The organism is Methyloversatilis discipulorum (assembly GCF_000527135.1).
GTDB classification, from domain to species: domain Bacteria; phylum Pseudomonadota; class Gammaproteobacteria; order Burkholderiales; family Rhodocyclaceae; genus Methyloversatilis; species Methyloversatilis discipulorum.
This window is the reverse complement of the sequence record NZ_AZUP01000001.1, coordinates 2,603,655-2,630,296: the sequence shown is the minus strand read 5'-3', so window position 1 is coordinate 2,630,296 and position 26,642 is coordinate 2,603,655. Positions and strand designations below refer to the sequence as shown.

Annotated in this window: 30 protein-coding genes; 6 read left to right on the top strand and 24 right to left on the bottom strand. The window is 68.2% G+C overall.

All coding sequences use genetic code 11. From position 1 onward, the window contains the following. Positions 1 to 45: 45 nt before the first annotated feature. The 20 genes from hprK to METFAM1_RS0112190 form a co-directional block, all read right to left on the bottom strand. On the bottom strand, positions 46 to 981 hold the full coding sequence (hprK, locus tag METFAM1_RS0112285; protein WP_019915579.1) for an HPr(Ser) kinase/phosphatase: 936 nt from the start codon (positions 979 to 981) through the stop codon (positions 46 to 48). Then, a complete protein-coding gene (gene ptsN, locus METFAM1_RS0112280) occupies positions 950 to 1,438 on the bottom strand; it encodes a PTS IIA-like nitrogen regulatory protein PtsN (protein ID WP_019915578.1) in 489 nt (162 codons plus the stop codon). Before ptsN ends, hprK begins: the two co-directional genes overlap by 32 nt. Before the next feature lie 122 nt (positions 1,439 to 1,560). Beyond that, complete coding sequence (gene hpf, locus METFAM1_RS0112275; RefSeq protein WP_019915577.1) at positions 1,561 to 1,881, bottom strand: ribosome hibernation-promoting factor, HPF/YfiA family; 321 nt, start codon at positions 1,879 to 1,881, stop codon at positions 1,561 to 1,563. Between the two features lie 63 nt (positions 1,882 to 1,944). Further along, a complete protein-coding gene (locus tag METFAM1_RS0112270) occupies positions 1,945 to 3,387 on the bottom strand; it encodes an RNA polymerase factor sigma-54 (RefSeq protein ID WP_019915576.1) in 1,443 nt (480 codons plus the stop codon). A gap of 20 nt (positions 3,388 to 3,407) precedes the next feature. Then, positions 3,408 to 4,148, bottom strand: a complete 741-nt coding sequence (gene lptB, locus METFAM1_RS0112265; RefSeq protein WP_019915575.1) for an LPS export ABC transporter ATP-binding protein — start codon at positions 4,146 to 4,148, stop codon at positions 3,408 to 3,410. Then, entirely contained in the window at positions 4,141 to 4,584 is a 444-nt protein-coding gene (recX, locus tag METFAM1_RS0112260; protein ID WP_019915574.1) for a recombination regulator RecX, read from the bottom strand. The genes lptB and recX overlap by 8 nt, the downstream gene beginning before the upstream one ends. Continuing rightward, complete coding sequence (gene recA, locus METFAM1_RS0112255; RefSeq protein ID WP_019915573.1) at positions 4,581 to 5,615, bottom strand: recombinase RecA; 1,035 nt, start codon at positions 5,613 to 5,615, stop codon at positions 4,581 to 4,583. Before recA ends, recX begins: the two co-directional genes overlap by 4 nt. 29 nt (positions 5,616 to 5,644) lie before the next feature. Next, positions 5,645 to 6,166 carry a CinA family protein gene (locus tag METFAM1_RS0112250; RefSeq protein ID WP_019915572.1) on the bottom strand — a complete coding sequence of 174 codons (522 nt, stop codon included), beginning with the start codon at positions 6,164 to 6,166 and terminating at the stop codon, positions 5,645 to 5,647. Further along, positions 6,166 to 6,612, bottom strand: a complete 447-nt coding sequence (locus METFAM1_RS0112245) for a phosphatidylglycerophosphatase A family protein (protein WP_019915570.1) — start codon at positions 6,610 to 6,612, stop codon at positions 6,166 to 6,168. Before METFAM1_RS0112245 ends, METFAM1_RS0112250 begins: the two co-directional genes overlap by 1 nt. Before the next feature lie 57 nt (positions 6,613 to 6,669). Next, on the bottom strand, positions 6,670 to 7,626 hold the full coding sequence (gene thiL, locus METFAM1_RS0112240) for a thiamine-phosphate kinase (protein WP_019915569.1): 957 nt from the start codon (positions 7,624 to 7,626) through the stop codon (positions 6,670 to 6,672). Positions 7,627 to 7,698: 72 nt separating this feature from the next. Then, the gene (gene nusB / locus METFAM1_RS0112235; protein WP_019915567.1) at positions 7,699 to 8,166 is read right to left on the bottom strand and encodes a transcription antitermination factor NusB; all 468 of its coding nucleotides are present in this window, start codon (positions 8,164 to 8,166) and stop codon (positions 7,699 to 7,701) included. A gap of 2 nt (positions 8,167 to 8,168) precedes the next feature. Then, entirely contained in the window at positions 8,169 to 8,642 is a 474-nt protein-coding gene (gene ribH / locus METFAM1_RS0112230) for a 6,7-dimethyl-8-ribityllumazine synthase (protein ID WP_019915566.1), read from the bottom strand. A gap of 125 nt (positions 8,643 to 8,767) precedes the next feature. Further along, complete coding sequence (ribBA, locus tag METFAM1_RS0112225) at positions 8,768 to 9,856, bottom strand: bifunctional 3,4-dihydroxy-2-butanone-4-phosphate synthase/GTP cyclohydrolase II (protein ID WP_019915565.1); 1,089 nt, start codon at positions 9,854 to 9,856, stop codon at positions 8,768 to 8,770. After that, positions 9,853 to 10,461 (bottom strand): riboflavin synthase, encoded by a 609-nt coding sequence (locus METFAM1_RS0112220; RefSeq protein ID WP_019915564.1) that lies wholly within the window; start codon positions 10,459 to 10,461, stop codon positions 9,853 to 9,855. Before METFAM1_RS0112220 ends, ribBA begins: the two co-directional genes overlap by 4 nt. Before the next feature lie 41 nt (positions 10,462 to 10,502). Beyond that, positions 10,503 to 12,377, bottom strand: coding sequence for a protein-disulfide reductase DsbD (dsbD, locus tag METFAM1_RS0112215; protein WP_019915563.1), 1,875 nt, complete (start codon positions 12,375 to 12,377; stop codon positions 10,503 to 10,505). Next, positions 12,374 to 12,706, bottom strand: coding sequence for a divalent-cation tolerance protein CutA (gene cutA / locus METFAM1_RS0112210; protein WP_019915562.1), 333 nt, complete (start codon positions 12,704 to 12,706; stop codon positions 12,374 to 12,376). Before cutA ends, dsbD begins: the two co-directional genes overlap by 4 nt. Next, positions 12,703 to 13,368 carry an alpha/beta hydrolase gene (locus METFAM1_RS0112205; RefSeq protein WP_019915561.1) on the bottom strand — a complete coding sequence of 222 codons (666 nt, stop codon included), beginning with the start codon at positions 13,366 to 13,368 and terminating at the stop codon, positions 12,703 to 12,705. The genes cutA and METFAM1_RS0112205 overlap by 4 nt, the downstream gene beginning before the upstream one ends. Then, complete coding sequence (locus tag METFAM1_RS0112200; RefSeq protein ID WP_019915560.1) at positions 13,368 to 13,676, bottom strand: (2Fe-2S) ferredoxin domain-containing protein; 309 nt, start codon at positions 13,674 to 13,676, stop codon at positions 13,368 to 13,370. Before METFAM1_RS0112200 ends, METFAM1_RS0112205 begins: the two co-directional genes overlap by 1 nt. A 29-nt stretch (positions 13,677 to 13,705) precedes the next feature. Beyond that, entirely contained in the window at positions 13,706 to 14,794 is a 1,089-nt protein-coding gene (locus tag METFAM1_RS0112195) for a VanZ family protein (RefSeq protein WP_019915559.1), read from the bottom strand. Next, positions 14,791 to 15,198, bottom strand: coding sequence for a YqaA family protein (locus METFAM1_RS0112190; protein WP_019915558.1), 408 nt, complete (start codon positions 15,196 to 15,198; stop codon positions 14,791 to 14,793). Before METFAM1_RS0112190 ends, METFAM1_RS0112195 begins: the two co-directional genes overlap by 4 nt. A 116-nt stretch (positions 15,199 to 15,314) precedes the next feature. Here METFAM1_RS0112190 and ilvA point away from each other — a divergent pair, with 116 nt between their 5' ends. The 3 genes from ilvA to METFAM1_RS0112170 all read left to right on the top strand — a co-directional run bounded on the left by ilvA (position 15,315) and on the right by METFAM1_RS0112170 (position 18,392). Then, on the top strand, positions 15,315 to 16,826 hold the full coding sequence (gene ilvA, locus METFAM1_RS0112180) for a threonine ammonia-lyase, biosynthetic (protein ID WP_027490912.1): 1,512 nt from the start codon (positions 15,315 to 15,317) through the stop codon (positions 16,824 to 16,826). Then, positions 16,823 to 17,776, top strand: a complete 954-nt coding sequence (locus tag METFAM1_RS0112175) for a YVTN family beta-propeller repeat protein (protein ID WP_019915555.1) — start codon at positions 16,823 to 16,825, stop codon at positions 17,774 to 17,776. The genes ilvA and METFAM1_RS0112175 overlap by 4 nt, the downstream gene beginning before the upstream one ends. A gap of 88 nt (positions 17,777 to 17,864) precedes the next feature. Then, positions 17,865 to 18,392 (top strand): SRPBCC family protein, encoded by a 528-nt coding sequence (locus METFAM1_RS0112170; protein WP_019915554.1) that lies wholly within the window; start codon positions 17,865 to 17,867, stop codon positions 18,390 to 18,392. Positions 18,393 to 18,442: 50 nt separating this feature from the next. Here the strand turns inward: METFAM1_RS0112170 and METFAM1_RS0112165 are convergent, their stop codons facing one another. Both METFAM1_RS0112165 and METFAM1_RS0112160 read right to left on the bottom strand, forming a co-directional pair. Beyond that, on the bottom strand, positions 18,443 to 18,952 hold the full coding sequence (locus METFAM1_RS0112165) for a hypothetical protein (protein WP_019915553.1): 510 nt from the start codon (positions 18,950 to 18,952) through the stop codon (positions 18,443 to 18,445). A 113-nt stretch (positions 18,953 to 19,065) separates the two neighbouring features. After that, on the bottom strand, positions 19,066 to 19,650 hold the full coding sequence (locus METFAM1_RS0112160) for a 5-formyltetrahydrofolate cyclo-ligase (protein WP_019915552.1): 585 nt from the start codon (positions 19,648 to 19,650) through the stop codon (positions 19,066 to 19,068). Positions 19,651 to 19,692: 42 nt separating this feature from the next. Between METFAM1_RS0112160 and METFAM1_RS0112155 the strand changes: the two genes are divergently transcribed. Genes METFAM1_RS0112155 through METFAM1_RS0112145 form a run of 3 tightly spaced genes read left to right on the top strand, consistent with a single transcriptional unit; the run spans position 19,693 to position 23,867 of the window. Next, positions 19,693 to 21,648 carry a lytic transglycosylase domain-containing protein gene (locus METFAM1_RS0112155; RefSeq protein ID WP_019915551.1) on the top strand — a complete coding sequence of 652 codons (1,956 nt, stop codon included), beginning with the start codon at positions 19,693 to 19,695 and terminating at the stop codon, positions 21,646 to 21,648. Between the two features lie 41 nt (positions 21,649 to 21,689). Then, positions 21,690 to 22,646, top strand: coding sequence for a complex I NDUFA9 subunit family protein (locus tag METFAM1_RS0112150; protein WP_019915550.1), 957 nt, complete (start codon positions 21,690 to 21,692; stop codon positions 22,644 to 22,646). Next, on the top strand, positions 22,647 to 23,867 hold the full coding sequence (locus tag METFAM1_RS0112145) for a multifunctional CCA addition/repair protein (RefSeq protein WP_019915549.1): 1,221 nt from the start codon (positions 22,647 to 22,649) through the stop codon (positions 23,865 to 23,867). It begins immediately after the preceding gene. Between the two features lies 1 nt (position 23,868). On the opposite strand, the gene METFAM1_RS0112140 is transcribed toward METFAM1_RS0112145, so the two are convergent. Beyond that, positions 23,869 to 24,720 carry a DMT family transporter gene (locus tag METFAM1_RS0112140; protein ID WP_019915548.1) on the bottom strand — a complete coding sequence of 284 codons (852 nt, stop codon included), beginning with the start codon at positions 24,718 to 24,720 and terminating at the stop codon, positions 23,869 to 23,871. Beyond that, on the bottom strand, positions 24,717 to 26,570 hold the full coding sequence (gene ilvD, locus METFAM1_RS0112135; RefSeq protein WP_019915547.1) for a dihydroxy-acid dehydratase: 1,854 nt from the start codon (positions 26,568 to 26,570) through the stop codon (positions 24,717 to 24,719). Before ilvD ends, METFAM1_RS0112140 begins: the two co-directional genes overlap by 4 nt. Between the last annotated feature and the right edge of the window lie 72 nt (positions 26,571 to 26,642).

Below are 26,642 nucleotides of genomic sequence, written 5' to 3'. Positions count from 1 at the left end.
GTCGTGCATGTTATGCATATGTCATCATCATGTACAGTCGCCGGGTCAGCCATCCTCCCCGCCGAGGGCGCGGCGCTGGCGTTCGACGAATTCGAGCGTCGAATCGATGCCGCGGAAACTCAGTATCGTGGTACGCACGGCGGCCTCGACCAGCACCGCCAGGTTGCGGCCAGCTGCAACCGGAATGACCACCTTGCGTATCTTCACGCCGAGGATGTCCATCACCTCGTTGTCCAGCGGCATGCGCGTGGCTTCGGGCAGGCCGGTCACCTGCTTCTGCAGATGCACCACCAGTTGCAGCTTCATCTTGCGCCGACAGGCGGTTTCGCCGAATACGGTGCGGATGTTCAGTACGCCCAGCCCGCGCACTTCGAGGAAATCCTTCAGCAGTTCCGGGCAGCGTCCTTCGAGCACATTGGGTGCGATGCGCGAAATGTCGACGCAGTCGTCGGCCACCAGGCCGTGACCGCGCGAAATCAGTTCCAGCGCCAGTTCGCTCTTGCCGACGCCGGAGTCACCGGTGATCAGCACACCCATGCCCAGCACGTCCATCGACACGCCGTGCAGCGTGGTCTGGTCCGCCAGTTCGCGCGCCAGATAGGCGCGCAGCTGGTCGATCACCGAGGCAGCGCTGCGCTGCGTGGTCATCAGCGGGATGCCGCGGCTGGCGCAGCCGCTGCGGATGGTGGGCGGCGGATCGGCACCGTCGGCAACGATGAAGGCGGGCGGACGGGCGTCGAGCAGGGTATCGACGATGTCTTCGACCTTGCGTGTCGAGACGCTTTCGGCCCACAGGATTTCCGGCACGCCGACGACCTGTATGCGTCGGGTGTGGATGGTGTTCAGGTGGCCGACGAGGTCGGCCGGTGACAGACCGATCTGGTCGGCGACGATCAGCGTTTCACCACTGCCGCACTGCCATTGCAGGCGCAGCCGGTCGCGATTGTCCTCAAACAGCCGCGCGACGCTGAGTTTCCGCATGCGCGGGCTGCCAGGCTGTGAACAGGGTGTGGATGGCGGGTACGTCGGCGGCCTGCATCAGCTGTTCGCGGAAGGCCTTGTCGGCAAACATCTGCGCCAGCTCGGACAGGATCTGCAGATGCAGTTCGGTCGCCTGCTCCGGGACCAGCAGCACGAACAGGAGATTGACCGGGCGGCCGTCCGGCGCGTCGAAGGCAACCGGGTTTTCCAGTCGCACGAAGCCGCCGATGGCTTCCTTCAGGCCCTTGATGCGGCCATGCGGAATGGCCACACCCTGGCCGAGGCCGGTCGAACCGAGCTTTTCGCGCGCGAACAGGCTGTCGAACACCTGGCTGCGGGCGATGCCCTGGTTGTTTTCGAAAAGCAGGCCGGCTTGTTCGAACACACGCTTCTTGCTGCTGGCGTCGAGGCCGAGGCAGATGTTCGAAATGGGCAACAGCTTTGCGATAAGCGTCATGTCAGGGGCTACTCCGAACACGCGGCGGGCGCGGTACCGAGGTTAACGGTCGCCGCGCCGGAAAAGTTGATTGCACTGCAACAAGGCCGCGGATTATACGCCCCTGGCAGCGGGCAATCGTTTCATTCTGCCGCCTGGTGCTTCAGTGCTTCACGGGTGTGTTCGCCGGACTTCTCCTTGTGCTTGAGCACCTGGCGATCGAGCTTGTCGATCAGGTTGTCGAGCGTCGCGTACATGTCCTCGCTTTCGGCTTCCACGAAGATGTCCTTGCCGCGGACGTGCAGCGTAACTTCCGCCTTCTGTCGCAGCTTTTCCACCGACAGGATGACGGAAACGCTGGTCACGTGGTCGAAATGGCGGATCACGCGGTCGAGTTTCGTTTCGACGTATTCGCGGATGGCCGGGGTGACTTCGAGGTGATGGCCGGTGATGGTGAGGTTCATGCTGCCTCCTTTCGTTACGGGACGAAAAATGCGTGGCGATCGGGTCGGTCGATGTGATCCGTCTCAGATCGCCTTGCGCACGCTGACCGGCGGGATGTTCAGGGACTCACGGTACTTGGCGATGGTGCGCCGCGCAACGACGATGCCCTGCTGGCCCAGTATCTCCGCGATGCGCGAGTCCGACAGCGGACGCTTGGCATCCTCGGCGCCCACCAACTGGCGGATGAGCGCGCGGATCGCGGTGGCCGAACAGGCCCCGCCACTTTCGGTCGCCACATGGCTTCCGAAGAAATACTTCAGTTCGAACAGGCCGCGTGTCGTCGCCATGTACTTCTGCGAGGTGACACGCGAAATGGTGGATTCGTGCAATTCGAGCGTTTCGGCGATCTCGCGCAGCGTCAGCGGTCGCATCGCCACCTCGCCGAACTCGAAGAACTGGCGCTGCCGTTCGACGATGGCCTGCGACACGCGCAGGATGGTGTCGAAGCGCTGCTGCACGTTCTTGATCAGCCACTTGGCTTCCTGCAGCTGACCGGACAGGCCGCTGCCGCGCTGGCCCTGCAGGATTTCGGCGTACAGACGGTTGATGCGCAGCCGCGGCATCGCGTCCGGGTTGAGCAGGGCCGTCCATTGACCGCGCACCTTGCGTACCACCACGTCGGGCACGATGTAGCGCGCGTCGATCGGTGCGAACTGCGCGCCCGGGCGCGGGTTCAGCGAGCGGATGAGTGTCTGCGCGGCGCGCAGAAGCTCTTCGTCGCAGCCGACGGCGCGGCGGATCTTGGCGAAGTCACGCGCGGCCAGCAGGTCGATGTGCTGGTCGATGATGGTGCGAGCCAGTGTCGACACTTCGTCGGTGGGCAGCGCATTGAGCTGCAGCAGCAGGCATTCGCGCGGGTCGCGGGCACCGACGCCAACCGGGTCGAAGTTCTGCAGCTGGCGCAGCGCGATCGACAGGTCGTCGAGGTCGATGTCGGCTTCTTCCGGCAGCAGCTCGACCAGTTCGGTCAGTTCCTGGTTCAGGTAGCCGTCGTCGTCCAGCGCCTCGATCAGCAGGCGGATCAGGTAGCGGTCGCGCTCGCTCATCTGCGACAGCGCAAGCTGACCACACAGGTGGTCGCGCAGCGAGGTACCGGCGGCCTGTACGTCCTGGTAGTCGCCGTCCTCGTCGTCGCCGCCGCTGCGTGAGCCGTAGCTGCCGCTTTCGCCGGACCAGTCGTCCATGTCGGCGCTGCTGGCGCTCTCCTGGGCGCGCTGCTCCTCCTGCTGGGCGTCCGCGCTCTCCTGCGGCGTGCTGTCGCGCGTCTCGCCCATGCTGTCCTGCGGCGGCTGGTAGTTCGCGACCGGCTCGCTGTCGTCGCGCTCGAGCATCGGGTTCTCGTCCAGGAAGCGTTCGATCTCCTGGTTGAACTCGATGGTCGACAGCTGCAGCAGCCGGATGGACTGCTGCAGTTGCGGCGTGAGCGCAAGATGCTGGGAAAGTTTGAGTTGCAGCGACTGCTTCATGGTGTGCAAATTTCGGCGGTCTAGAGGCGGAAGTGTTCGCCGAGATAGACCTTCCTGACGCTCTCGTTATACACGATTTCTTCAGGCCGGCCGCTCGCCAGTACCTCACCGGCGTTGATGATGTAGGCGCGATCGCAGATGCCCAGTGTCTCGCGCACGTTGTGGTCGGTGATCAGTACGCCGATGCCGCGCTCCTTCAGGAAACGGATGGTTTTCTGGATGTCGATGACGGCGATCGGGTCCACGCCGGCGAATGGTTCGTCGAGCAGGATGAAGCGCGGCGACGTCGCCAGCGCGCGGGCGATCTCGACGCGGCGACGCTCGCCGCCCGACAGCGCCGCGGCCGGGCTCTTGCGCAGGTGGCCGATGCCCAGCTCTTCCAGCAGCTCGTCCAGCCGCGCGGCGCGCCGGGTCGCATCCTTCTCGTTCAGCTCGAGGATGGCGAGGATGTTCTCCTCGACGTCCAGCTTGCGGAACACCGAATTCTCCTGCGGCAGGTAGGACAGCCCCTCGAGCGCCCGCCGGTGGATGGGCAGGTGGGTGAGCCGCTCGCCGTCGAGATGGATCTCGCCGCCGTCGGCGCTGACCAGGCCGACGATCATGTAGAAACAGGTGGTCTTGCCGGCGCCGTTCGGGCCCAGCAGTCCGATCACCTCGCCACTGCCGACCTCGAAGGACACGTCCTTCACCACCGGGCGCGACTTGTACTTTTTGCGCAGCCGTTCGACCTTGAGCCGGCTGACAGTCCGGGAATCACTCATCTTGTTCGGGTTGTTCGCGCAATACCTTGTGAATGCTATCGGCGGAAAAACCGCGAGATTGCAAAAATCTTGCCTGTTTCGCCCAGCTTTTGGCATCCGACGGGCGGGCGTCGAACTTGCGGGCCCACACGGCACGGGCGCGGACCGCCTCGTCGTCGCCGACGCTGGCCAGCGCATCCGCGACGTCGGCCTCGGCCACGCCGCGCTGTTTCAGGTCGTACTGCAGCCGGCGCGTGCCGAAGCGCGCCGCGCGTGAGGTTACGAACTGCCCGGCGAAACGGCTATCGGACAGCAGCCCGCACTCCTCGAAACGGACGAGCAGGGCGGCAATCTCGTCCTCGTCGCCGTCCTCGCGCAGCTTGCGCGCCAGTTCCGCCCGGCTGTGGTCGCGCCGCGCGAGCAGGCGCAAAGCCTTCTCGCGCAGCGCGGCGTTCACGCGGCGTCCGCCTTGCTGTCCGGCGCGATCACCGCCAGTTCGGGCATGCCGCAGGCGACACGCACCTTGTTCTCGATTTCGCGGGCCATCGCCGGATTGGCGCGCAGGAATTCGCGCACATTGTCCTTGCCCTGGCCGATGCGGTCGCCGCTGTAGGAATACCAGGCGCCGGACTTCTCGACGAACTTGTGCAGCACGCCCAGTTCGATGATTTCGCCTTCGCGCGAAATGCCCTCGCCGTACAGGATGTCGAATTCGGCCTGCTTGAACGGCGGCGCCACCTTGTTCTTGACCACCTTGACCCGGGTTTCCGAACCGACCACCTCTTCGCCCTTCTTGATCGCGCCGGTGCGGCGGATGTCCAGGCGGACCGAGGCGTAGAACTTCAGCGCATTGCCGCCGGTGGTGGTTTCCGGGTTGCCGAACATGACGCCGATCTTCATCCGGATCTGGTTGATGAAGATGACCAGCGTATTGGTGCGCTTGATGTTGGCGGTCAGCTTGCGCAGCGCCTGGCTCATCAGGCGGGCCTGCAGGCCGGGCAGCGAATCGCCCATTTCGCCCTCGATTTCAGCCTTCGGCGTCAGCGCGGCGACCGAGTCGATGACGATGATGTCGACGCCGCCCGAGCGCACCAGCATGTCGGCGATTTCCAGCGCCTGTTCGCCGGTGTCCGGCTGCGAGATGAGCAGGTCGTCGATGCGCACGCCCAGCTTGCCGGCGTACTGCACGTCGAGCGCGTGTTCGGCGTCGATGAAGGCCGCGGTGCCGCCGAGCTTCTGCATTTCGGCGATCACCTGCAGCGTCAGCGTGGTCTTGCCGGACGATTCCGGACCGTAGATCTCGACCACGCGGCCGCGCGGCAGGCCGCCGATGCCGAGCGCGATGTCCAGACCGAGCGAACCGGTCGACACCGCCTGGATGTCGTTTTCGAGCTGGCCGTCGCTCATGCGCATGATCGAGCCCTTGCCGAACTGCTTCTCGATCTGCGCGAGCGCTGCGGCGAGCGCCTTGGCCTTGCTATCGTCCATGCTGAATCCTTTCCTGGGTATGCGGTCGATTATGGCACAGTTCTTGCCACAGGGTCTTTTGGCGTGCCTCCCAGCAAAGCCAGGAGCACGGCCAGTGTATGACATGCGGATTGACGGCGGACCGCCTCGCGGTCGCCGTCGAAATGCCGGGTTTCGCTGCGGCTGCGGCCGTCGGCCAGCGCCCAGCCGAAGCACACGGTGCCCACCGGCTTGCCCGGTACTGCGCCGCCCGGGCCGGCGATGCCGGTGATCGACAGCGCGGCGGTGGCGTCCGAATGCGCCAGCGCGCCGCGCGCCATCGCCAGCGCCACCGGCTCGCTGACCGCGCCGTGCGCTTTCAGCGTGGCCTCGGGCACGCCGAGCATGCGCTGCTTGGCGGCGTTCGAGTAGGTGACGAAACCGCAGTCGAACCAGGCCGAACTGCCGGCGGTGGCGGTGACGATCTCGGCCACCCAGCCGCCGGTGCAGGATTCGGCGGTGGCCAGCACGGCACCGGCGGCTTTCAGTGCGGCGCCCACCTCTTTCGACAGGGTCTGCAGGTCGGCGTCCATCAGAAGAAGCGTCCGATCAGCAGATGCAGCGCGGCGATGGATGCCGCGGCAAAGAGCGCCGCGATCACGTCGTCGAGCATGACGCCGAAGCCGTTCTTCATGTTCACGTCCACCCAGCGCGCCGGGGGCGGCTTGAAGATATCGAAGAAGCGGAAAGCGAAGAAGGCCGCGAGCTGCCACCAGAAATCGACCGGCGTCACCCACAGCACCAGCCAGAAGGCGACGATTTCGTCCCACACGATGGCGCCGTGGTCGGCCACGCCGAGCGCGCGGCCGGTGCGCTGGCAGCAGGCGCTGCCGAGCGCAAAGGCGATCAGCAGGAACAGCGCGAAAGCGCCGTCGGAGAACGAGGGCTTGATCAGCAGGTAGAGCGGCCAGGCGGCCAGCGTGCCCCAGGTGCCGGAGGCGAACGGGATCAGGCCGCTGCCGAAGCCGCAGGCCAGCATGTGGGCCGGGTGGACGAGGAAGCCGGGTCCGGGATAGGGCGCTCTGGTTTTCATGATTCAGGCGAAATGATCGTAACCGCGGCGGCCGACCGGCAGTTCCGCGCCGGCGGCATCGACCAGGCGCACGCCGTCGCCGGACTGCATCGCGCCGATGCGGGTGAGGGGCAGTGCCAGCCGGGCCGACAGCGCGGCGAGCGCGTCATCGGCTTCGCGCGGTGCGCAGAACAGCAGTTCGTAATCGTCGCCGCCGGCCAGCAGTGCGTCGCGGACTGCGGTGGTGTCAGCGCAGGCGGCGTGCAGTCCCGCCCAGGGCAGCGCCGCGTCATCGACCACGGCGCCCAGACCGCTGGCGCTGGCGATATGGCCCAGATCGGCCAGCAGACCGTCGGACACATCAATCATCGCGCTTGCCAAGCCCTGCAGCGCGGCGCCGAGCGCGACGCGCGGCTGCGGCTGTTCCAGCGCCGCGATGCAGTCGTCGTGTGCGCTGCCGTGCAGCCGGACCTTGCCCTGCAGGTCAGCCAGGCCGAGCGCGGCGCGGCCGGGCTGGCCGGACACCCAGATGCCGTCGCCGGCGCGGGCGCCGCCACGACGTATCGCGCGGCCGGCGGCGACCTCGCCGAAGGCGGTCACGCACAGATTGAGCGGGCCGCGCGTCGTGTCACCGCCGATCAGATCCACGCCGAAGGTATCGGCACAGTCGAAGAAGCCGGCGGCAAAGGCGGCCAGCCAGTCGTGATCGACCTGCGGCAGCGACAGCGCCAGCGTGACCCAGCGCGGCACGGCGCCCATCGCGGCGACGTCGGACAGATTCACCGCCAGCGCTTTCCAGCCGAGGCGCCGCGGGTCGGTGTCCGGCAGGAAGTGGGTGCCGGCGACCAGCATGTCGCTGGTGATGGCCAGTTCGTGGCCGGGCGACGGTGCGACCAGCGCACAGTCGTCGCCCGGGCCGAGCGCGGCCGCGCGCATCGGCCGCACGAAGTGGCGGCGGATCAGGTCGAACTCGGGCGTCATCCGGCGTCGGTACTCATGCAGCAAGTGCCATGCACGCCGTGCGCATATATATATGCAGCGTGCGAACGGCGCTCAGCCGCGCGGACGGTTGCGTGCCGCCTCGACCTCGACCGCGCGCAGCTGCGGCGCCAGCTTGTCGAGCACGCCGTTGACGAACTTGTGGCCGTCGGCGCCGCCGAATTCCTTGGTCAGCTCGATCGCCTCGTTGATCACGACGCGGTAGGGCGTCTCGATCATGTTGGCCAGTTCGAAGGTGGCCACCAGCAGGATGGCGTGTTCGACCGGCGACAGTTCCTCCACCTTGCGGTCGAGGTGGGTGCCGAACTGCGCACGCAGCGCCTCGGCATTGTCGAGCGCGCCGCGCAGCAGCGTGCGGAACAGCTTGTGGTCGACCTTGGAGAAGCCGGCGTCTTCGCTCAAGTGGGCGATGATGTCCGGCGCCTCGTTGCCCGACAGCAGCGACTGGTAGATGCCCTGCACCGCGTATTCACGGGCGAGGCGGCGGCTGGATTTGCGCGGGGCTTCGGGCTTGGCGTCCATGTTCAATCCGTCAGTTTGGCGAGCAGACGCGCCATTTCGACCGCGGCGCGACCGCAGTCGGCGCCCTTCTCGTGCATGCGGGCGATGGCCTGGTCATCGTCTTCGGTGGTCAGCACGCCATTGGCGATCGGCACGCCGGTCTTCAGCTGGATGTCGGCCACGCCGCGCGCCATTTCGTTCGACACGATCTCGAAATGGTAGGTCTCGCCGCGGATGACCGCGCCGAGCGCGACCAGCGCGTCGTACTTGCCGGACAGCGCCAGGCGCTGCAGCGTCAGCGGCAGTTCGAGCGCGCCGGGTACGGTGACGATCAGCGTGTCGGACGGTGCGACGCCCAGCTTGCGCAGTTCGGCGCAGCAGGCCGACAGCAGGCCGTTGCCGATGTCCGGGTTGAAGCGGGCCATCGCGATGGCGACGCGCAGGCCTTTGCCGTCGAGGTTTTCCTCGATTTCGGGGATGTCGTTGAAGCGGGGCATGTCGATGTCCGTGTCAGTTGTTCATTGCGCTGGATGAGGGCGCCGCGCCATCCGCCGGGCCGCCCCAAGGATGGGCGCAGCCCCCTCGGGGGGCAGCGAACGGAGTGAGCGTGGGGGCCAACATCTCAGTGCTGCAGGTAGCCGGTCAGTTCGAGGTCGAAGCCGGCCATGCTCGGAATCTTGCGCGGGCTGGCGAGCAGCCGCATCTTGCGCACGTTCAGCGTACGCAGGATCTGCGCGCCGACGCCGAAGGTGCGGGCATCCCAGCGCGCCGCCGGCGCGTCGGCTGGGTCGATCAGCAGCGCGCGCATGCTGGCGTCGGTTTCGGTCCGGCGCAGCATGACGATGACGCCGCTGCCGGCGTCGTTGATGATCTGCATCGCGCGGTCGATGCTGAAACTGTGGCGCGGATTGTCGGCGTCGACAAAGTCGAGCACCGAAATCGGCTCATGTACGCGCACCAGCGTTTCGCTCTCAGGGTCGATCTCGCCCTTCACCAGCGCCAGGTGGATTTCACCGGTCGTGGTGTCCTCGAAGCCGTGCAGCGTGAACTGGCCGTAGGCGTTGCGCACCTCGCGCTTCGATACCTCGCGCACCAGTGCTTCGGTGGCGGCGCGATAGGCGATCAGGTCGCGGATGGCGCCGATCTTCAGGCCGTGTTCCTTGGCGAACTCGATCAGGTCCGGCAGGCGCGCCATCGTGCCGTCGTCCTTCAGGATTTCGCAGATCACCGCCGCCGGCTCCAGGCCGGCCAGCTGGGCGAGGTCGCAACCGGCTTCGGTATGACCGGCACGGATCAGCACGCCGCCCTTCTGCGCGGTCAGCGGAAAGATGTGGCCGGGCATCACGATGTCGTCGGGCTTCGCGTTGCGCGCCACCGCCACCTGGATGGTGCGCGCGCGGTCGTGCGCCGAAATGCCGGTGGTCACGCCGGTGGCCGCTTCGATCGACGCGGTGAAGGCGGTGCCGTGCGGCGTGCGGTTGTGACGCACCATCTGCTCCAGCCCGAGCTGGCGGCAGCGCTCGTCGGTCAGCGTCAGGCAGACCAGGCCACGGCAGTGCTTCACCATGAAATTGATCGCCTCGGGCGTCACGAATTCGGCGGCCAGCACCACGTCGCCCTCGTTTTCGCGATCTTCCTCGTCAACAAGGATGACCATGCGGCCGGCCTTGATGTCGGCGATGATGTCCTTGACCGGCGCCAGTGCGCTCATTGCTTATCCTCTGCAGCCATCATGCGCTCCGCGTAGCGGGCGATGAGGTCGATTTCAAGATTGACCCGGCTGCCTGCTTTCAGGCTGCCGAGCGTGGTGACCTGTACCGTGTGCGGAATCAGGTTGATCGAAAATTCGCAGCCATCCTCGACGTCGGCCACGCGATTCACGGTGAGGCTGACGCCCTGTACCGTGATCGAGCCCTTGCGCGCGATGTAGCGGGCCAGCGGCTTGGGCGCGACGATGACCAGCTCGTGCGATTCGCCGACGCGTTCGAAGCTGCGTACCGAGCCGACGCCGTCGACGTGGCCGCTGACCAGATGGCCACCCAGCCGGTCGGACAGGCGCAACGCCTTTTCCAGGTTCACCTCGCCCGGCGCGTCGAGGCCGGCGGTGCAGTTCAGCGTTTCCTTCGATACGTCGAACTGCGCGTTGCGGCCGTCGATGCCGATCACCGTCAGACAGACGCCGTTGTGGGCGATCGAGTCGCCGAGCGCGACGTCGTCCAGGCCGAGACCGGCGGTATCGACGGTCAGGCGGACGCCCTGTTCGAGCGGATCAATGCGGGTGATGCGGCCGACGGCGGCCACGATGCCGGAAAACATGGGGAAGGGTGCGCAGCGGAAAGATGCGCGATTTTACGCGATCAGCGCGCGCTGCTGGCAGCGATTACGCGATCAAGGCTCGCGGCGAAGGCGTCGGCCGGCACGAAACCGACGGTGCGCGCGCTGTCGATCTCGCGCCCGTCGAGGCCGAAGAACAGGATGCCCGGCGGTCCGAACAGGCCGAAACGTTTCAGCAACGCCTGATGTTCGGCGTCGTTCGCCGTGACATCGGCCTTCAGCAGCGTGAAGCCGGCAAGGCGCGTTGCCACCTTGGGGTCGGCGAAGGTGAAGCGTTCCATTTCCTTGCAGCTGACGCACCAGTCGGCGTAGAAGTCGAGCATGACCGGGCGCGTGGCGGTTCCGAGACGGGCGTCCAGTTCGGCCACGCTGCGCACCGGTTCGAACACCGGTTTCGCCTCGGCCGCCGCCGCACCGCCGCGCAGCACCGACAGCGGCTGCAGCGGGTCGCGCGAGCCGGCCGCGGCGCCGATCAGGATGCTGGCGCCGGCCAGCAGCGCGATCACGCCGACGCCCTTCCACAGCTTGTGCAAACCCTTGGCGTGCGCCGGCAGCGGGTCGAGCGCGTGCAGATAGATGCTGCTGGCGATCAGCAGCGCCGCCCAGGCCAGCATCACCACCAGCGCCGGCAACACGGGTTGTGCAATCCAGATCGCGGTCGCCAGCAGCAGCACGCCGAAGAAGCGTTTGACGCCCTCCATCCACGGACCGGTGTGCGGCAGCAGCGAGCGCGACGCGACGCCGACTGCGATCAGCGGCGCACCCATGCCCAGCGCCAGTGCGAACAGCGCCAGACCGCCGAGCGCGGCGTCGCCGGTCTGCGCGATGTAGAGCAGCGCACCGGCCAGCGGGGCGGCGACGCAGGGACCGACGATGAGCGCCGACAGCGCGCCCATCGCGACGATGCCGCCGTAGGAGCCACGCCGGTGGTTGGCCGTGTCGGACAGGCGCGACTGCAGCGCGGTCGGCAGTTGCAGTTCGTAGAAGCCGAACATCGACAGCGCGAGCACGACGAACAGCAGCGCGAAGCCGCCCAGCACCCAGGCGTTCTGCAGCGCCGCCGACAGCAGCGTGCCGGACAGTCCGGCCGCCACCCCGGCGATGGCGTAGGTCACCGCCATGCCCAGCACGTAGGCCAGCGACAGCGCAAACGCACGGCCGCGCGAAATGTGCGCACCGTGGCCGACGATGATGCCGGACAGGATGGGCACCATGGGCAGCACGCAGGGCGTGAAGCTCAATGCCAGGCCGAAGCCGAAGAAGGTGATGGCGACCAGCCACAGATTGCCGCCGCGCAGCAGGCCGGCGGCGAAGGAGCCGTCGTCCGGCTGCGAAGCGCCGGTCGCCGTCGTGTCGGTCGCCGCCGGAGTGTCGGTTGCCGGCGACGAGGTGGCTGCAGCGGCGCGGCCGCGCAGCCGGTCGAGCAGTCCGCCGCCTGCGCTGTCGCCGTCGAGGCCGGCCGGCCACACGCGTACGCCGGGCTGTGCCGGGTCGAGCAGCACCGTCTGTTCGCTCGGCGGATAGCACACGCCGGCGTCGGCGCAGCCTTGCGACGCCACCTTCAGCGTCACCGTCTCGCCGCTGGCGCTCAGCGGCAGGCGGATCGGCAACTGGCCGCGATGCACTTCGACGTCGCCGAAGATTTCGTCCTTCTTCATCTTGCCCGGCGGGATGTCGGGTGTGCCGAGCGCCGCCTGTTCGGCGGCGAAGCCCAGCTTGTCGCGGTACAGGTAGTAGCCGTCGGCGATGTCGAAGCGCACCTCGACCGTATTGCGGTCCACCACCTGGGCCGACAGGCGGAAAGCCTGTTCCAGCGGCAGCAGTTCGGGTTCGGCGCGCACGGGTGCTACGGCCAGCAGCGCCAGCCAGGCCAGCGCGGCAATGAGGGTGCGGATCATCGGCTTTCCGTATGCGTCGTCATGTCGCCCACCCACTGCAGATAGGCCGGCAGACCGCGGTCCACCGGCAGCGCAATGATTTCGGGCAGTTCGTAGGGATGCAGCGCACGCAGCGCGGATTCGAGCGCGTCGTAGGCGGCGACGGTAGTCTTGATCGCCAGCGGCACCTCGACCGCCTCCTCGATCGCGCCCTGCCAGGTATAGACGGACCGGACCGGCGCGCCGATGCTGACACAGGCGGCGTGTCCGGCCTCGACCAGCGAGCGCGCGATGCCTTGCGCGGTCGCCGCGTCCGGCAGCGTCGTCAGCACCAGCAGCACGTCGGTCATTGTCCGGCCGGGGCGGTGGCCCGCCACCAGCGTTCTATCAGCAGGCGCAGCACGTGCAACTTGCCGTGGAAGAAGTGGCCGCTGTCGCCGAGCACCGCGACCGGCAGGTTCTGCGGCGCCGCCCAGGCCAGCACATTGGCCAGCGGCACGACCTGGTCGCGCTCGCCGTGGATCACCAGCGCGTCGTCGCGCACCGGGCCCGGCTCGTAATGCCGTATGCCCTCGACGCTGCCAGCGGCCAGGCCGACCAGCACCATGCCGGCCACCGGGCGACCGTTCTCGGCCAGCCGGTCGGCGACGCGGGTGGCGACGAAGGCGCCGAAGGAAAAACCGGCGACGATGACCGGCAGGTCGCCATAGGCATTCAGACCGTGTTCGATCACGGCCAGCTGGTCGTCGGTCTCGCCGCGGCCCTCGTCGTGCGTGCCTTCGGTCGCACCGACGCCGCGGAACTGCGAGCGCAGCGTGACGCAGCCCAGTTCGCGCAGTGCGCGCGCGACGGTCACCACCACCTTGTTTTCCATGGTGCCGCCGAACAGCGGGTGCGGGTGGCCGATCAGCGCCAGTGCGCGCGGTGCGTGGTCAGGGCGTTCGGCCAGCACCTCGATGCCGCCGACCGGGCCGGCGATCACCGTGCGTTCCGACTGGATGCGCGTATTCATCAGACCTTCAGCCGTTCGACGACGCGGCCGTGCACCAGGTGCTCGTCGATGATTTCGTCGATGTCCTCGCGGTCCACATAGGTGTACCAGACCGCTTCCGGGTAGATCACCATGACCGGACCTTCGCCGCAGCGGTCCAGACAGCCGGCCATGTTGACCCGGGTCTTGCCTTCGCCGGACAGGCCCAGTGCCTTGACGCGCTGCTTCGCGTAGTCGCGCAGCGCGGCGGCGCCCAGCGCGGCACAGCATTGCTCGCCTTCGGCGCGCTGGTTGCAGCAGAAGAATACGTGGTGCTTGAAGTGGCTCATGCGAGGTTCGGGTTCGGACAAAGACGTGATTATCGGTGATCGTGGGCGGCATGGCGGCCGCGGCTTTCGCGCAGTTGCAGCGCCATCAGGTAAGGCAGCGCGAAATACGGCCACAGCGCGGACGCCAGTCGGGTCAGACCGCTGAAATTGAAAAAGTGCCCGGCCCGCCAGGCATCGGACACCGCCGACGGGTAGGGGTTGTCCGGCGCCAGATTCACCAGCGCCACGCCGGCCAGCAGGGCCAGTGCGGCTGCGCCGAAGCGCAGCGTGACCGGCAGCCACAGCGCGACGCGCAGCGCGATGGCGCCGCCCGCCAGCCCGGCCAGCGCGCCCGGTGTGGCCCACAGCCAGGCACCGCCGGCCGGCACCAGCACGGCGCCGGAGCCAGCCTTGATCGCCAGCGCGACGACGAAAGTCGAGCCGAGCAGCCAGAAGCTGCGCGCGCGCATGCTGTGCCAGCCGATCACGCCGACGCTCACCATGGCGCAGATGCAGGCACCGATCTCGACCGCGCGGTAGCGCCGCGCGGTGAAATCGACCGGTGCTTCGAGGCCGAACACCCAGCGCAGGTCGCCGAGACCGAACAAGGGCGTGTCCGGATCGATCTGCGCCAGCCACCACAGCACCAGCAGCACCAGCGCGAATTCGCCGGTGTGGCCGCGCACGATGCGGCGCGCGCGCCAGCGCGCCAGCGCGCCGCCGTCGCCCAGCATGCCACCCCAGCGCGCACCGAGCAGTGCGCCGCAGGCGGCGCCCAGGGCATTCGAAGCCACGTCGAGATTGGACGGCACGCGGGTCGGCAGATAGTGCTGCAGCACCTCCAGCCCGATGGACAGTCCGGTCGCCAGCAGGCAGGCGACGAACAGCGCCGGCACGCGGCGCAACCAGGGCGACGCGGCCGGCACCAGCAGGAAGCCCAGCGGCAGGTAGCCGAGCGCATTGGCGATCACGTCGAAACGCGTCCAGTAGCGCGGCCACGGCGCGCTCAGGAAGCCGAGCAGATCGCCGCCCCCCTCGCGGAAGTCGCTCAGCGGATGCAGACTGGCGTAGGCGATCAGCAGTGCCCACAGCAGCGCGAGGTGGCGGGCGAGGTGGGTGGCGTGATGGCTGGTCTTCATGCCATCAGTCCGGCAATGGCGAGATAGCGTGCGCCCTTGCCGATCGCCATCATGACGCCGCTGCGCAGCGGCGGCAGGCGCAGCCAGCCGGCGGCGATGCACAGCGCGTCGCCGATCAGCGGCACCCAGGACAGCAGCAGCGCCGTCGTGCCGTGCTTCTGTACCAGCGCCAGCCGGCCCGGCAGTTCCTTGCGCGGGATGAAGCGGCCCATGGCATAGCTCACCATGCCGCCAGCCGTGTTTCCGGCGGTGGCCAGCAGCAGCGCCGCGTCGCGCTGTTCCGGGTGGGTGGCGAGTACGGCCAGCAGCGCCGCCTCCGAGCCGCCCGGCAGCACGGTGGCCGACAGGAAGCTGGCCAGCGCCAGCCCGGCCAGGCTGGCTTCGGCGCCGGGCATGAAATCCATGCTCAGCGCGCGTCCATGGCGGGCGCGATTTGCTCCCGGCCGCTGCGCGCTGCTAGGCTTGCGGGCTTGCGCATCGGCCATTCCGGCGCCGGTGCGGGCTGCGCTGTGTGCTCATCATGCAAACCGACTACCTCGAAAGAATCCTCAACGCGCAAGTGTACGACGTCGCGGTCGAAACGCCGCTCGACGCCGCACCGAACCTGTCGCGGCGCATCGGCAACACCGTGCTGTTCAAGCGCGAGGACATGCAGCCGGTGTTCTCGTTCAAGCTGCGCGGCGCCTACAACAAGATCGCCCAGCTGTCGGACGAGGCGCGGGCGCGTGGCGTCATCTGCGCCTCGGCCGGCAACCACGCCCAGGGCGTGGCGCTGTCGGCGGCCAAGGTGGGCTGCCGTGCAGTCATCGTGATGCCGACCACGACGCCGCGCATCAAGGTCGATGCGGTCGCGGCGCGCGGCGGCGAGGTGGTGCTGGCCGGCGAGTCCTACGACGAGGCCTACGCCCACGCACGCAAGCTGGAAGCCGAACAGGGCCTCACCTTCGTGCATCCCTTCGACGATCCGGACGTGATCGCCGGCCAGGGCACGATAGGCGTCGAAATCCTGCGCCAGCATCCAAAGCCGATCGACGCCGTGTTCTGCTGCGTCGGCGGCGGCGGGCTGATCGCCGGTGTCGCGGCCTACATCAAGCGGCTGCGCCCGAACACCCGCATCATCGGCGTCGAGGCGTCGGACGCCGACGCGATGGCGCAGTCGCTGAAGGCGGGCAAGCGCATACAGCTGGACAGCGTCGGGCTGTTCGCTGACGGCGCCGCGGTCAAGCTGGTCGGCGAGGAAACCTTCCGCCTGGCGCAGCAGTACGTCGACGAAATGGTGCTGGTCGATACCGACGCCATCTGCGCCGCGATCAAGGACGTGTTCGAGGACACCCGCTCGATTCTGGAGCCGGCCGGCGCGCTGGCAGTGGCCGGTGCCAAGGCCTGGGCGGCGCGCAACAACGTCAAGGGCAAGACCCTGGTCGCCGTGGCCAGCGGTGCCAACATGAATTTCGACCGCCTGCGCTTCGTTGCCGAACGCGCCGAGATCGGCGAGTCGCGCGAAGCGGTGCTGGCGGTGACGCTGCCGGAGCGTCCGGGCGCATACCGCGAGCTGGTGTCGCTGTTCGGCCGGCGCAACATCACCGAACTGAATTACCGCTACAAGGACGCCAGCGAGGCGCACGCCTTCGTCGGTGTGCAGGTGTCGGGGCGTGACGAGGCGGCCGAACTGGTGCGTCATCTCGATGCCAACGGCTATCCGGCGCTCGACCTGACCGACGACGAAATGGCCAAACTGCACGTGCGCTACATGGTCGGCGGCCGCAGCCCGGCGGTCGGCCACGAACAGGTGTTCCGCTTCGAATTCCCGGAACGTCCGGGCGCGCTGATGAAATTCCTCGACTCGATGAGCCGCGACTGGAACATCAGCCTGTTCCACTACCGCAACCACGGCGCCGACTACGGCCGCGTGTTGGTCGGCATGCAGGTGCCGCCGGGCGATGCCGAGGCGCTGCAGCGCTTCCTCGATACGCTGGGCTATTCCTGGCGCGAGGAAACCGCGAATCCGGCATACAAGCTCTTCCTCGGATGAGGCGCTTCGCTGTCCTGCTGGCGCTGTGCGCCGCCGCGACCTGTGCTTCGGCCGGGCCGCTGGCCTACATCACGAACCAGGGCTCGCACGAAGTGACGGTGGTCGATGTCGATGCCTCGACCATCATCGCCCGGCTGCCAGCTGGCAAGTCGCCGGCCGGGGTCTGGGTCAGCGAGGCGGCCGGCAAGGCTTTCGTCAGCGCGCCGGACAGTGCCACGATCACGGTGATCGACCTCGCAAGCCGCGCGGTGGTCGGTGAAATGAAGGCCGGTCGCAGCCCGGTCGGCATCACCGTCACGCCGGACGGCCGTCGCGTGCTGGTGGCCGACTGGTTCTCGCACCGCGTGCTGGTGTTCGACGCGGCGAGCCACGCTGCGCTCGGCGAGATCGCGGTCGGCAATGCGCCGGCCGGGCTGGTCGCGTCGCCGGACAGCCGCACTGCCTACGTCGCCAACCGCGACGACAATGCGGTCGGTGTGCTCGACCTCGACGCGATGAAGCAGACCGCCGTCATTGCCGTCGGCAAGCATCCGTTCGCGCTCGAACTGTCGGCCGACGGCCGCACGCTGTACGCGCTGAACGTGTGGAGCGACGACGTGTCGGTGGTCGACCTCACACAGTCACGCACGGTCGCTACACTGCCGGTCGGCAAGGCGCCGTACGGCATCGCTTTCTCGGACGACGGCGCGCGCGCTTACGTGACCAACCAGAAGGGCGACAGCGTGTCGGTCATTGACACCGCTGAACGGCGCGTCATCGCGACCTGGCCTTCGGTCGTTTATCCCGAGGGCGTCGCGGTGGCCGGCACTAAACTGCTGGTCGTGAGCTGGATGGACGATCTGGTCGGCGTGTACGACGCGCGGACCGGACAGTCGCTGGGCAGCATCGAACTCGGGCGCAACCCGCGCGGATTCGGGCGCTTCATGCACAAGCCTGCGGCGGCACGTTGATCGCCACCGTACTTGCCGCTATCTTCACCGCCTTTTTTCGTCGCCGACTTTTCAACCCAACCATTCTGACAACGAGGAGATTCAACCCATGCGTTTTGTATCGGCATTCGTCATGATGCTGGCCGCGTCGCTGGCGGCATCGTTCGCCCACGCGCACGGCCCGACCCGCCAGAAGGCGTTCGAAACCATCACCATCAAGGCCAGCCCGGATGCGGTGTGGGCCAAGGTGAGCGATTTCACCCAGCTGCAGGGCTGGCATCCGGCGGTCGAGAGCAGCACCGCCACCAACGGCAGCAACGTCGGCTCGGTGCGTACGCTGAAGCTCAAGGGCGGCGGCGAACTGGTCGAGACGCTCGAGTCCATCGACCCGGCGGCCAAGAAGTTCTCCTATCGCGCGAAGGATGGTGGCGCACTGCCGGTGACCAACTACAGCTCCAACATCACGGTGAAGGCCGGCGACGGCGGCACCTCGGTGGTCGAATGGCGCGGCGCCTTCTACCGCAAGTACATGAACAACGACCCCCCGAAGGGTGAGGACGACGAAGCCGCGCTGACCGCGGTGACCGGCGTGTACAAGAGCGGTCTGGAAAACCTGAAGAAGGTGATGGAGAAGTAAGCGTCCGCACGACGCAGCGAACCGGGCCATGCGGCCCGGTTTTTTTTCGCCTACGGAAACACCGGAATGTCCGGGTCGGCGCCGTGCGGCTGCACCTGCGGATGCAGGGCGCGCACCCGTTCGGTGATTTCGTCGACCCGTGCGCGCGGTACGTCGAGCATGACCAGCATCTGGCCCTGTTCGATCGCCTCTTCGAAGGCCTTCAGGTGCGTGTTGCCTGCGGTCAGCCCGACCATGCCGCCAACCCAGGCGCCGGCACCGGCGCCGCCCAGACCCGACGCGAGCAGGATTCCGCCGGCGATGACCGCAGCGCCGGGCGACAGCGCCAGCCCGATCAGCCCACCCAGTATGCCGACGCTGCCGCCCATGGCCAGCCCGCGCTGCACGGCCGGCGAAAAGTCCGATTTCTGCAGCATGGTCGCCTCCGGCAACTCCTCCAGCGGCGTCCCGCGCCGCGCCAGGATGTGGATGTGCTTCTCGGGAATGCGCGCGACCAGCATGTCGTTCACCACGGTGCGCGCCGTTTCGATGCCGGGTACCAGGAAATAGATGCGTTTCATGCCGTCCTCCTCCGTGCAGGGCCTTGCAGGCACGCACCCCCGCTGCAGGCAGGCGCGCGATCAGGTCGGGACTGCTTCCAGCATAGACGGCCGGCGGCGCGCTGCCCGGCCGCTCAGCGGCGCGACGGGAAGGTGTCGGCTTCGGTGACGATCCAGTCCATCGGCAGGTCGTGCGGCTGCGGCTGCAGGTCGTCGAGGCGACCGTCCTCGATCGCCACGCCGACCGCCAGCGGCGTCGGTTCGAGCGCGGCCAGCGTGCGGTCGTAGTGGCCGGCGCCGTAGCCCAGCCGGTAGCCGCGCGCGTCGAAACCGTTGCACGGAATCAGCAGCAGTTCGGGTACCACCGGCCCGCCTTCTGCCGGAAAGGGAATGCCGTAGCGGTCGGTCGCCATCACGCTGTCCGGCGCCCAGCGGCGGAAGCTCATCGGCTGGCCCTTTTCGCCGACCACCGGCAGCGCGGCCCAGCGTGCCGGGTCGGCGGCCAGCCAGCGACGCATCAGCGGCAGCGCGTCGAATTCGCCACGATAGGGCCAGGTGAAGCCGATCGAGCGCGGCGCCAGACGGGTCAGCAGCGCCTCCAGCCTTTCGTTCAGCGCGGCGTGCAGCGGCGCGAGGGTGGCCGGTTCCATGGCCTGGCGGCGGCCGACCAGTTCGAGTCGCAGCGCCTTGCGGCGTGCGCGATCATCGGGAACATTCATGTGCGGGCGGTATCATTCGTGCAAACCCGGAAACACTAGCAGATGCCCACACGATTCCCGCTTCACACCGTCCGCACGCTGTTCATCGGCGCCTGCGTGACTGTCGCTGCCGCCGCGCACGCCAATGACGACGCGGCCTTCCTCGCCGCGCGCGACGCCTTTGCCGCTGGCAACCGCCAGGCCTTCGAACGCCACGCTGCCGGCCTGCAGTCTCACCCGCTGGCGTCCTACATCGATTACTACCGGCTGCGCATGGACATCGACCGCGCTTCGCCGGACAGCATTGCGGTGTTCCTCGAACGCAATGCCGACACGGTGGTTGCGCAACGCCTGCGCAGCGACTGGCTGCGCCAGCTGGCGAAGACCGAACAGTGGGCGGCCTACCGCACCGAGTACGCGAAGCTGCCGCAGAAGAATCCGTCGCCCGAGAACGACCTGCGCTGCCACGCCGCACGCGCGGGCATGGTGATGGGCGACGCGGCGGCGGTCGATGAGGCGCGCGCGCTGTGGGACACGCTGGACGACGCCCCCTCTGCCTGCAATCCGGTGTTCGCCGCGCTGTTCGACGCCGGCCGCCTGAGCGAGGACGAGGTGTGGGCGCGTGCGCGCCGGCAGATGGAGGCGAAGCGGCCAGGTCAGGCCAGCAGCGTGCTGGATCTGCTGCCGGCGGCCGAACGGCCGGGCCGGGTGCTCGACGACATCGTCGCCAATCCGGCGCGCTGGCTGGTCCGGCAACCGGCCAATTTCTCGATTACCCGGCGTGGCCGCGAGCTGGCGCTGATGGCCGTTGCACGCATGGCGCGCAACGACGTGCGCGCGGCGGAGCGCAGCCTTGAAGTGATCGCCGCCCGCCTGAGCCCGCAGGAGCGCGCTTACGCTTTTGGCCAGCTTGGCTGGCAGGGCGCCATGCGGCACGACCCGCGGGCGCTGCAATGGTGCCGCTCGGCCGACGACGCGATGGATGGCGACGAGGTGTTCGCCTGGTGCGCGCGCGCCGCGATGCGCGACGGCAAGTGGAAGGTGTTGCGCGACATTGTCGAGCGCATGCCCGAAGCGCTGGCGTCGAAGCCGGAATGGATCTACTGGGGCGGCCGCGCGCGCGGCGCCACCGGTCACGTCGATCAGGCGCGCGAACACTACCGCCGCATTGCCGACCAGCCGAACTTCTATGGACTTCTGGCGCGCGAGGAACTGGGCCAGCCCTACCAGCTGCCGCCACAGGCGGCCGCGCCGTCGCCGGAGGACATCCGTCGCGCCGAACTGACACCGGCCATCCAGCGCGCGCTCAAGCTGTTTGCGCTCGATCTGCGGACCGAAGCGCTGCGCGAATGGAACTGGGCCATCCGCGAGGCGGACGACCGCACACTGCTGGCGGTCGCCCATTTCGCGGTGAAGAAGTCGTTGTGGGACCGTGCCATCGCCAGCGCCGACCGCACGGTGGCCGAGCACGACTACGCGCTGCGCTATCTGGCGCCGATGCGTAGCGAAGTCGAGCCGCACGTGCAGGCGCGCGCGCTCGATCTGAGCTGGGTGTATGGCCTGATGCGGCAGGAAAGCCGCTTCATCATGAACGCGAAGTCGTCGGCTGGCGCCCAGGGCCTGATGCAGGTGATGCCGGCGACGGCCAAGTGGGTAGCGAAGAAGATCGGTCTGAACGGCTACCAGCCCTCGCAGATCGCCGACACCGACACCAATCTGCTGCTCGGCACCAGCTATATGCGGCTGGTGCTGGACAGCCTGGACGACCATCCGGTGCTGGCCAGTGCCGGCTACAACGCCGGGCCCGGCCGCGCCAAGAAGTGGCGTGCTGCCAAGCCGCTGGAAGGCGCCATCTACGCCGAAACCATTCCGTTCACCGAAACGCGCGACTACGTGAAGAAAGTGATGGCCAACGCCGTCATGTACAACCTCGTGTTCGGTCGCAAGGAGGTGGGGCTGAAGCAGCGACTCGGCACCATACAGCCCGGTCCCGGCGCGCTGCCTGACGATCCGATCTGATCCACAAACAGAGTCTCGAACAACAGACCCGGAGTGCATCCATGTTTCCGAAAACCGTCCTTCTGATTGGTGGCGCCGGCTTCATCGGCAGCCACGTCGCCAGCCAGCTTGCCGCCCGCGACGTGCGCGTCATCGTGCCGACGCGCCGCCGCGACCGCGCCAAGCACCTCATCCTGCTGCCGATGATCGACGTGGTCGAGGCCGACGTGCACGACCCGGCCGTGCTGGCGCGCCTGATGAGCGGCGTGGACGCGGTGGTCAATTTCGTCGGCATCCTGCACTCGCGCGGCGGCAGTCCCTGGGGCCGCGATTTCGAGCGTGCGCACGTGGCGCTGCCCAGGGCCATCGCCGCCGCGGCGAAGGCGGCCGGCGTGCGGCAGCTCATCCAGGTCAGCGCGCTCGGCGCGTCCGAGGGGGCGCCGTCGGAGTACCTGCGCTCCAAGGCGGCCGGTGAGGCGGCCATCCGTGCGGGGGGCGTGGACTGGACGATATTCCGTCCGTCGCTGGTGTATGGCGACGGCAAGTGCTTCCTGTCGATGTTCGCCGGTCTGCTGAAGATGTTCCCGGTGTTCCCGCTGGCCGGTGCCGACACCCGCTACCAGCCGGTCGCGGCGCGCGACGTCGCGCGCTGCATCGTGCATGCGCTGGGCGACGAGACGGCGGTCGGTCAGACCTATGCGCTGTGCGGCCCCAAGGTCTACACGATGCGCGAACTGGTGAAGATGACCGGCCGTGCCATCGGCGCCGAGCGCTGCGTCATCGGCCTGCCCGGTCCGCTGGCGTCGCTGCAGGCGCTGGCGCTGGAGCTGGCGCCGGGGCCGACTCTGATGTCGCGCGACAACCTGCGCTCGATGCAGGTCGACAGCGTGTGCGACGCCGGCTGCGCGCTGCCTTTCGGTTTCGTGCCGCTGACACTGGAGAGCGAGATCGACGCCTGCCTGGCCGATTTTCGCCCGACCGACCGCTTCGAGCACGCCCGCTCGAAAGCGCACAGATAGATGAAGATCTACCGCGTCGGCGGCTCGGTCCGTGACGAGCTGATGGGGCTGCCGGCCGGCGACCGCGACTGGGTGGTCGTCGGCGCCACGCCGGAAGACATGGTGGCCGCCGGCTACACGCCGGTCGGCCGCGACTTTCCGGTCTTCCTGCATCCGCAGACGCACGAGGAACACGCGCTGGCGCGCACCGAACGCAAGACCGCGCCCGGCTACCGCGGCTTCGTGTTCCACGCCGACCGCACGGTGACGCTGGAGCAGGATCTGCAGCGGCGCGACCTCACCATCAACGCGATCGCGCGCGCCGACGACGGCACGCTCATCGACCCGTGCAATGGCCGCGCCGACATCGCCGCGCGCGTGCTGCGCCACGTCAGCGCGGCCTTCGCGGAAGACCCGGTACGCATACTCAGGCTGGCCCGCTTCGCCGCGCGCTTCCACGACTTCACGGTGGCGCCGGCAACGATGGCGCTGATGCGCGACATGGTGGATTGCGGCGAGGTCGACGCACTGGTGGCCGAACGCGTGTGGCAGGAGCTGTCGCGCGGGCTGATGGAGGCCAAGCCCTCGCGCATGATCGAAGTGCTGCGCGAGTGCGGCGCGCTGCGTGCCGTGCTGCCGGAGGTGGACGCGCTGTTCGGCGTGCCGCAGCCGCCGCAGCACCATCCGGAGATCGATACCGGCGTCCACCTGATGCAGTGCCTGGACTGGGCCGCCGCGCACGGCGCTTCGCTGGCGGCACGGTGGGCGCTGGTGGCGCACGACCTCGGCAAGGGCACGACGCCGAAGGAGGACTGGCCGCGCCACATCGCGCACGAGGCGCGCAGCGCGAAGCTGGCGCGCGAGCTGGCCGAGCGCCTGCGCGTGCCGGTCGATATCGCCGACATCGCGCGGCTGGTGGCGCAGGAACACACCAATGTGCACCGCGCAGCCGAACTGCGCGCCGACACGATGGTGAAGCTGCTGGAGCGGCTGGACGTGATGCGTAAGCCGGAACGGCTGGCCGACATCCTGCTCGCCTGCGAAGCGGATGCACGCAGCCGCCCGGGTTTCGATGAGCGCGGTTATCCGCAGGCCGGACTTGTACGCGCGGCCGCCGAGGCGTTCAGATCGGTCGATGCCGGCGCCATCGCGAAGCAGCTGGCCGAATCCGGCAAGACGTCCGGCCCGGCGATCGCACAGGCGGTGCATGCCGCGCGCGTACAGGCGGTGGCAGCGCGCTAGATCACCGCCGGCGGGTGGTCACCACCAGCGCGATGCCGCCCAGCGTCGCGACCGAGGCCAGCAGCAGGCGCAGCGTCAGCGCTTCGGACAGCAGCAGGGCGCCACCGATGGCCGCGATCACCGGCACCGACAGCTGCACGCTGGCCGCCTGCGTTGCGCTGAGACCGCGCAGCGCGCTGTACCAGATGGCATAGCCGACGCCGGACGCCAGTGCGCCGGACAGCGCCGCATAGACGAAGCCCAGCGCATCGATGCGCGCATCGGCAGCAGCAATCATCGACAGACCGATCGCCATCGGCACCGCGCGCACGAAGTTGCCGGCGGTCATCGCCAGCGGCGTGGCGCGGGCGCGCCGGCCGCGCAGTGAGTAGACGCCCCAGGCAATACCCGCCAGCGCCATCAGGATGGCGGCTTCGGCCGGCGGCGCTCTGACGCCGGGTGCCAGCAGCACGCCCAGCCCGGCCAGCGCCAGCAGCAGACCGACGGTCTGCAGCGCGCGCAGCCGTTCGCCTTTCAGCAGACCGGTACCGATCATCGTCACCTGCACGGTGCCGAACAGCAGCAGCGCGCCGGTGCCGGCGGCCAGTTCGCGGTAGGCGTAGGAGAAGGCGGCGGCATAGACGAACAGCGCGGCTGCGCCCGCCCAGTCGCCGGCCAGTCGACCATCCTGCTGGCGACGCACCAGCGCCCACAGCACCAGCGCGCCGGCGGCGATGCGCACCAGCGTGAAGCTGGCGGCGTCGATCGCGGTGTCGGCCAGGGCCAGCCGGTTCAGCACCGAATTGGCGGCGAAGGCCAGCATCGCCGCCGCGGTCAGCGCGGCGATGCGGCCCGGCGTCGGGCCTGCGCTCAAGAGCGGCGCAGCTGGCTCAGGTCGCGCACGGCGCCGGTGTCGGCGCTGGTGGTCATCAGCGCGTAGGCCTGCAGCGCAGCCGACACGACGCGCTCGCGCGCATGCGGCGTGTACGCGGCGGCGCCGCGATCCTCTTCCGCTTCGCGGCGGTGCGCCAGTTCGGCGTCATCGACCGCGAGGTGGATGGTGCGGTTCGGGATGTCGATCTCGATCACGTCGCCGTCCTTGACCAGCGCGATCAGGCCGCCCTGGGCCGCTTCCGGCGAGGCGTGGCCGATGGACAGGCCGGAGGTGCCGCCGGAGAAGCGACCGTCGGTCAGCAGTGCGCAGGCCTTGCCCAGACCTTTGGACTTCAGATAGGTGGTCGGATACAGCATTTCCTGCATGCCCGGGCCGCCCTTCGGACCTTCGTAGCGGATCACCACCACTTCGCCCGGCTTGACCTGGTCGCCGAGGATGCCGGCGACCGCATCGTCCTGGCTTTCGAACACCTTGGCGGTGCCGGAGAACTTCAGGATGGAATCATCGACGCCGGCCGTCTTCACGATGCAGCCACGCTCGGCGATGTTGCCGTACAGCACGGCCAGCCCGCCGTCCTGGCTGAAGGCGTGTTCCTTGTTTCGGATGACGCCGTTCTCGCGGTCGAGATCCAGCTCCGGGTAGCGGCGGTCCTGCGAGAACGCGACCTGGGTCGGGATGCCGCCGGGCGCGGCGCGGTAGAAGGTGCGGACGGCCTCGTCTTGGGTGCGCATGATGTCGTACTTGTCGAGCGCCTCGCCCAGCGTGGCGCTGTGCACGGTCGGCAGGTCGCGGTGGATCAGGCCGGCGCGGTCCAGTTCGCCGAGGATGGCCATGATGCCGCCGGCGCGGTGCACGTCTTCCATATGCACGTCCGACTTGGCCGGCGCCACCTTGGACAGGCAGGGCACGTGGCGCGAGATGCGGTCGATGTCGGCCATCGTGAAATGCACGCCGGCTTCCTTGGCGGCGGCCAGCAGGTGCAGCACGGTATTGGTCGAGCCGCCCATCGACACGTCGAGCGTCATCGCGTTCTCGAAGGCCTTGAAGCTGGCGATCGAGCGCGGCAGCACCGAGGCGTCGTCGCCTTCGTAGTACTTGCGGCACAGTTCCACCGCCAGCTGACCGGCGCGCAGGAACAGCGCCTTGCGGTCGGCGTGCGTCGCCAGCACCGAGCCGTTGCCCGGCAGGCTGAGGCCCAGCGCCTCGGTCAGGCAGTTCATCGAATTGGCGGTGAACATGCCGGAGCAGGAGCCGCAGGTCGGACAGGCGCTGCGTTCGTAGGCTTCCGCCTCTTCGTCCGAGCAGTTGCTGTCGGCGCCCTTGACCATCGCATCGACCAGATCGACGGCGATGATTTTCTGGCCCCAGTTCACTTTGCCCGCTTCCATCGGGCCGCCCGACACGAACACGGTCGGGATGTTCAGGCGCATTGCCGCCATCAGCATGCCCGGGGTGATCTTGTCGCAGTTGGAGATGCACACCAGTGCGTCGGCGCAGTGGGCATTCACCATGTATTCGACGCTGTCGGCGATCAGGTCGCGCGACGGCAGCGAATACAGCATGCCGCCGTGGCCCATCGCGATGCCGTCGTCGACGGCGATGGTGTTGAATTCTTTGGCCACGCCGCCGGCCTTCTCGATTTCGCGGGCGACCATCTGGCCGAGGTCCTTCAGGTGCACGTGGCCCGGCACGAACTGGGTGAAGCTGTTCGCGATGGCGATGATGGGCTTGCCGAAATCGCCGTCCTTCATGCCAGTGGCGCGCCACAGCGCGCGGGCGCCGGCCATGTTGCGGCCGTGGGTCGAGGTACGGGAACGGTAGGCGGGCATGGAAGCTCCTGCAGAATCGGGTAAAAGCGGAATTCTATCCGTCCCTTCACCTTCCGTCCTTCCATCTTCCCC

Bases quoted from the DNA above. Each gene is read 5' to 3' on its own strand.
- ribBA (WP_019915565.1), bottom strand. From the start codon at position 9,856: ATGAGCGCACTGGCGCCGGTCAAGGACATCATCGCCGACATCAAGGCC.
- METFAM1_RS0112205 (WP_019915561.1), bottom strand. From the start codon at position 13,368: ATGAATACGCGCATCCAGTCGGAACGCACGGTGATCGCCGGCCCGGTC.
- nusB (WP_019915567.1), bottom strand. From the start codon at position 8,166: ATGGACGCCAAGCCCGAAGCCCCGCGCAAATCCAGCCGCCGCCTCGCC.
- hprK (WP_019915579.1), bottom strand. From the start codon at position 981: ATGCGGAAACTCAGCGTCGCGCGGCTGTTTGAGGACAATCGCGACCGG.
- cutA (WP_019915562.1), bottom strand. From the start codon at position 12,706: ATGACCGACGTGCTGCTGGTGCTGACGACGCTGCCGGACGCGGCGACC.
- METFAM1_RS0112170 (WP_019915554.1), top strand. From the start codon at position 17,865: ATGCGTTTTGTATCGGCATTCGTCATGATGCTGGCCGCGTCGCTGGCG.
- METFAM1_RS0112150 (WP_019915550.1), top strand. From the start codon at position 21,690: ATGTTTCCGAAAACCGTCCTTCTGATTGGTGGCGCCGGCTTCATCGGC.
- dsbD (WP_019915563.1), bottom strand. From the start codon at position 12,377: ATGATCCGCACCCTCATTGCCGCGCTGGCCTGGCTGGCGCTGCTGGCC.
- recA (WP_019915573.1), bottom strand. From the start codon at position 5,615: ATGGACGATAGCAAGGCCAAGGCGCTCGCCGCAGCGCTCGCGCAGATC.
- METFAM1_RS0112165 (WP_019915553.1), bottom strand. From the start codon at position 18,952: ATGAAACGCATCTATTTCCTGGTACCCGGCATCGAAACGGCGCGCACC.
- METFAM1_RS0112245 (WP_019915570.1), bottom strand. From the start codon at position 6,612: ATGCTGGCCTGCGGCTTCGGCAGCGGCCTGATCCCGTTCGCCTCCGGC.
- METFAM1_RS0112270 (WP_019915576.1), bottom strand. From the start codon at position 3,387: ATGAAGCAGTCGCTGCAACTCAAACTTTCCCAGCATCTTGCGCTCACG.
- METFAM1_RS0112160 (WP_019915552.1), bottom strand. From the start codon at position 19,650: ATGAATGTTCCCGATGATCGCGCACGCCGCAAGGCGCTGCGACTCGAA.
- METFAM1_RS0112145 (WP_019915549.1), top strand. From the start codon at position 22,647: ATGAAGATCTACCGCGTCGGCGGCTCGGTCCGTGACGAGCTGATGGGG.
- ilvD (WP_019915547.1), bottom strand. From the start codon at position 26,570: ATGCCCGCCTACCGTTCCCGTACCTCGACCCACGGCCGCAACATGGCC.
- METFAM1_RS0112155 (WP_019915551.1), top strand. From the start codon at position 19,693: ATGCCCACACGATTCCCGCTTCACACCGTCCGCACGCTGTTCATCGGC.
- lptB (WP_019915575.1), bottom strand. From the start codon at position 4,148: ATGAGTGATTCCCGGACTGTCAGCCGGCTCAAGGTCGAACGGCTGCGC.
- ilvA (WP_027490912.1), top strand. From the start codon at position 15,315: ATGCAAACCGACTACCTCGAAAGAATCCTCAACGCGCAAGTGTACGAC.
- METFAM1_RS0112220 (WP_019915564.1), bottom strand. From the start codon at position 10,461: ATGTTTTCCGGCATCGTGGCCGCCGTCGGCCGCATCACCCGCATTGAT.
- METFAM1_RS0112175 (WP_019915555.1), top strand. From the start codon at position 16,823: ATGAGGCGCTTCGCTGTCCTGCTGGCGCTGTGCGCCGCCGCGACCTGT.
- METFAM1_RS0112190 (WP_019915558.1), bottom strand. From the start codon at position 15,198: ATGGATTTCATGCCCGGCGCCGAAGCCAGCCTGGCCGGGCTGGCGCTG.
- ribH (WP_019915566.1), bottom strand. From the start codon at position 8,642: ATGCCCCGCTTCAACGACATCCCCGAAATCGAGGAAAACCTCGACGGC.
- METFAM1_RS0112250 (WP_019915572.1), bottom strand. From the start codon at position 6,166: ATGGACGCCGACCTGCAGACCCTGTCGAAAGAGGTGGGCGCCGCACTG.
- hpf (WP_019915577.1), bottom strand. From the start codon at position 1,881: ATGAACCTCACCATCACCGGCCATCACCTCGAAGTCACCCCGGCCATC.
- thiL (WP_019915569.1), bottom strand. From the start codon at position 7,626: ATGACGCCCGAGTTCGACCTGATCCGCCGCCACTTCGTGCGGCCGATG.
- ptsN (WP_019915578.1), bottom strand. From the start codon at position 1,438: ATGACGCTTATCGCAAAGCTGTTGCCCATTTCGAACATCTGCCTCGGC.
- METFAM1_RS0112200 (WP_019915560.1), bottom strand. From the start codon at position 13,676: ATGAGCCACTTCAAGCACCACGTATTCTTCTGCTGCAACCAGCGCGCC.
- METFAM1_RS0112195 (WP_019915559.1), bottom strand. From the start codon at position 14,794: ATGAAGACCAGCCATCACGCCACCCACCTCGCCCGCCACCTCGCGCTG.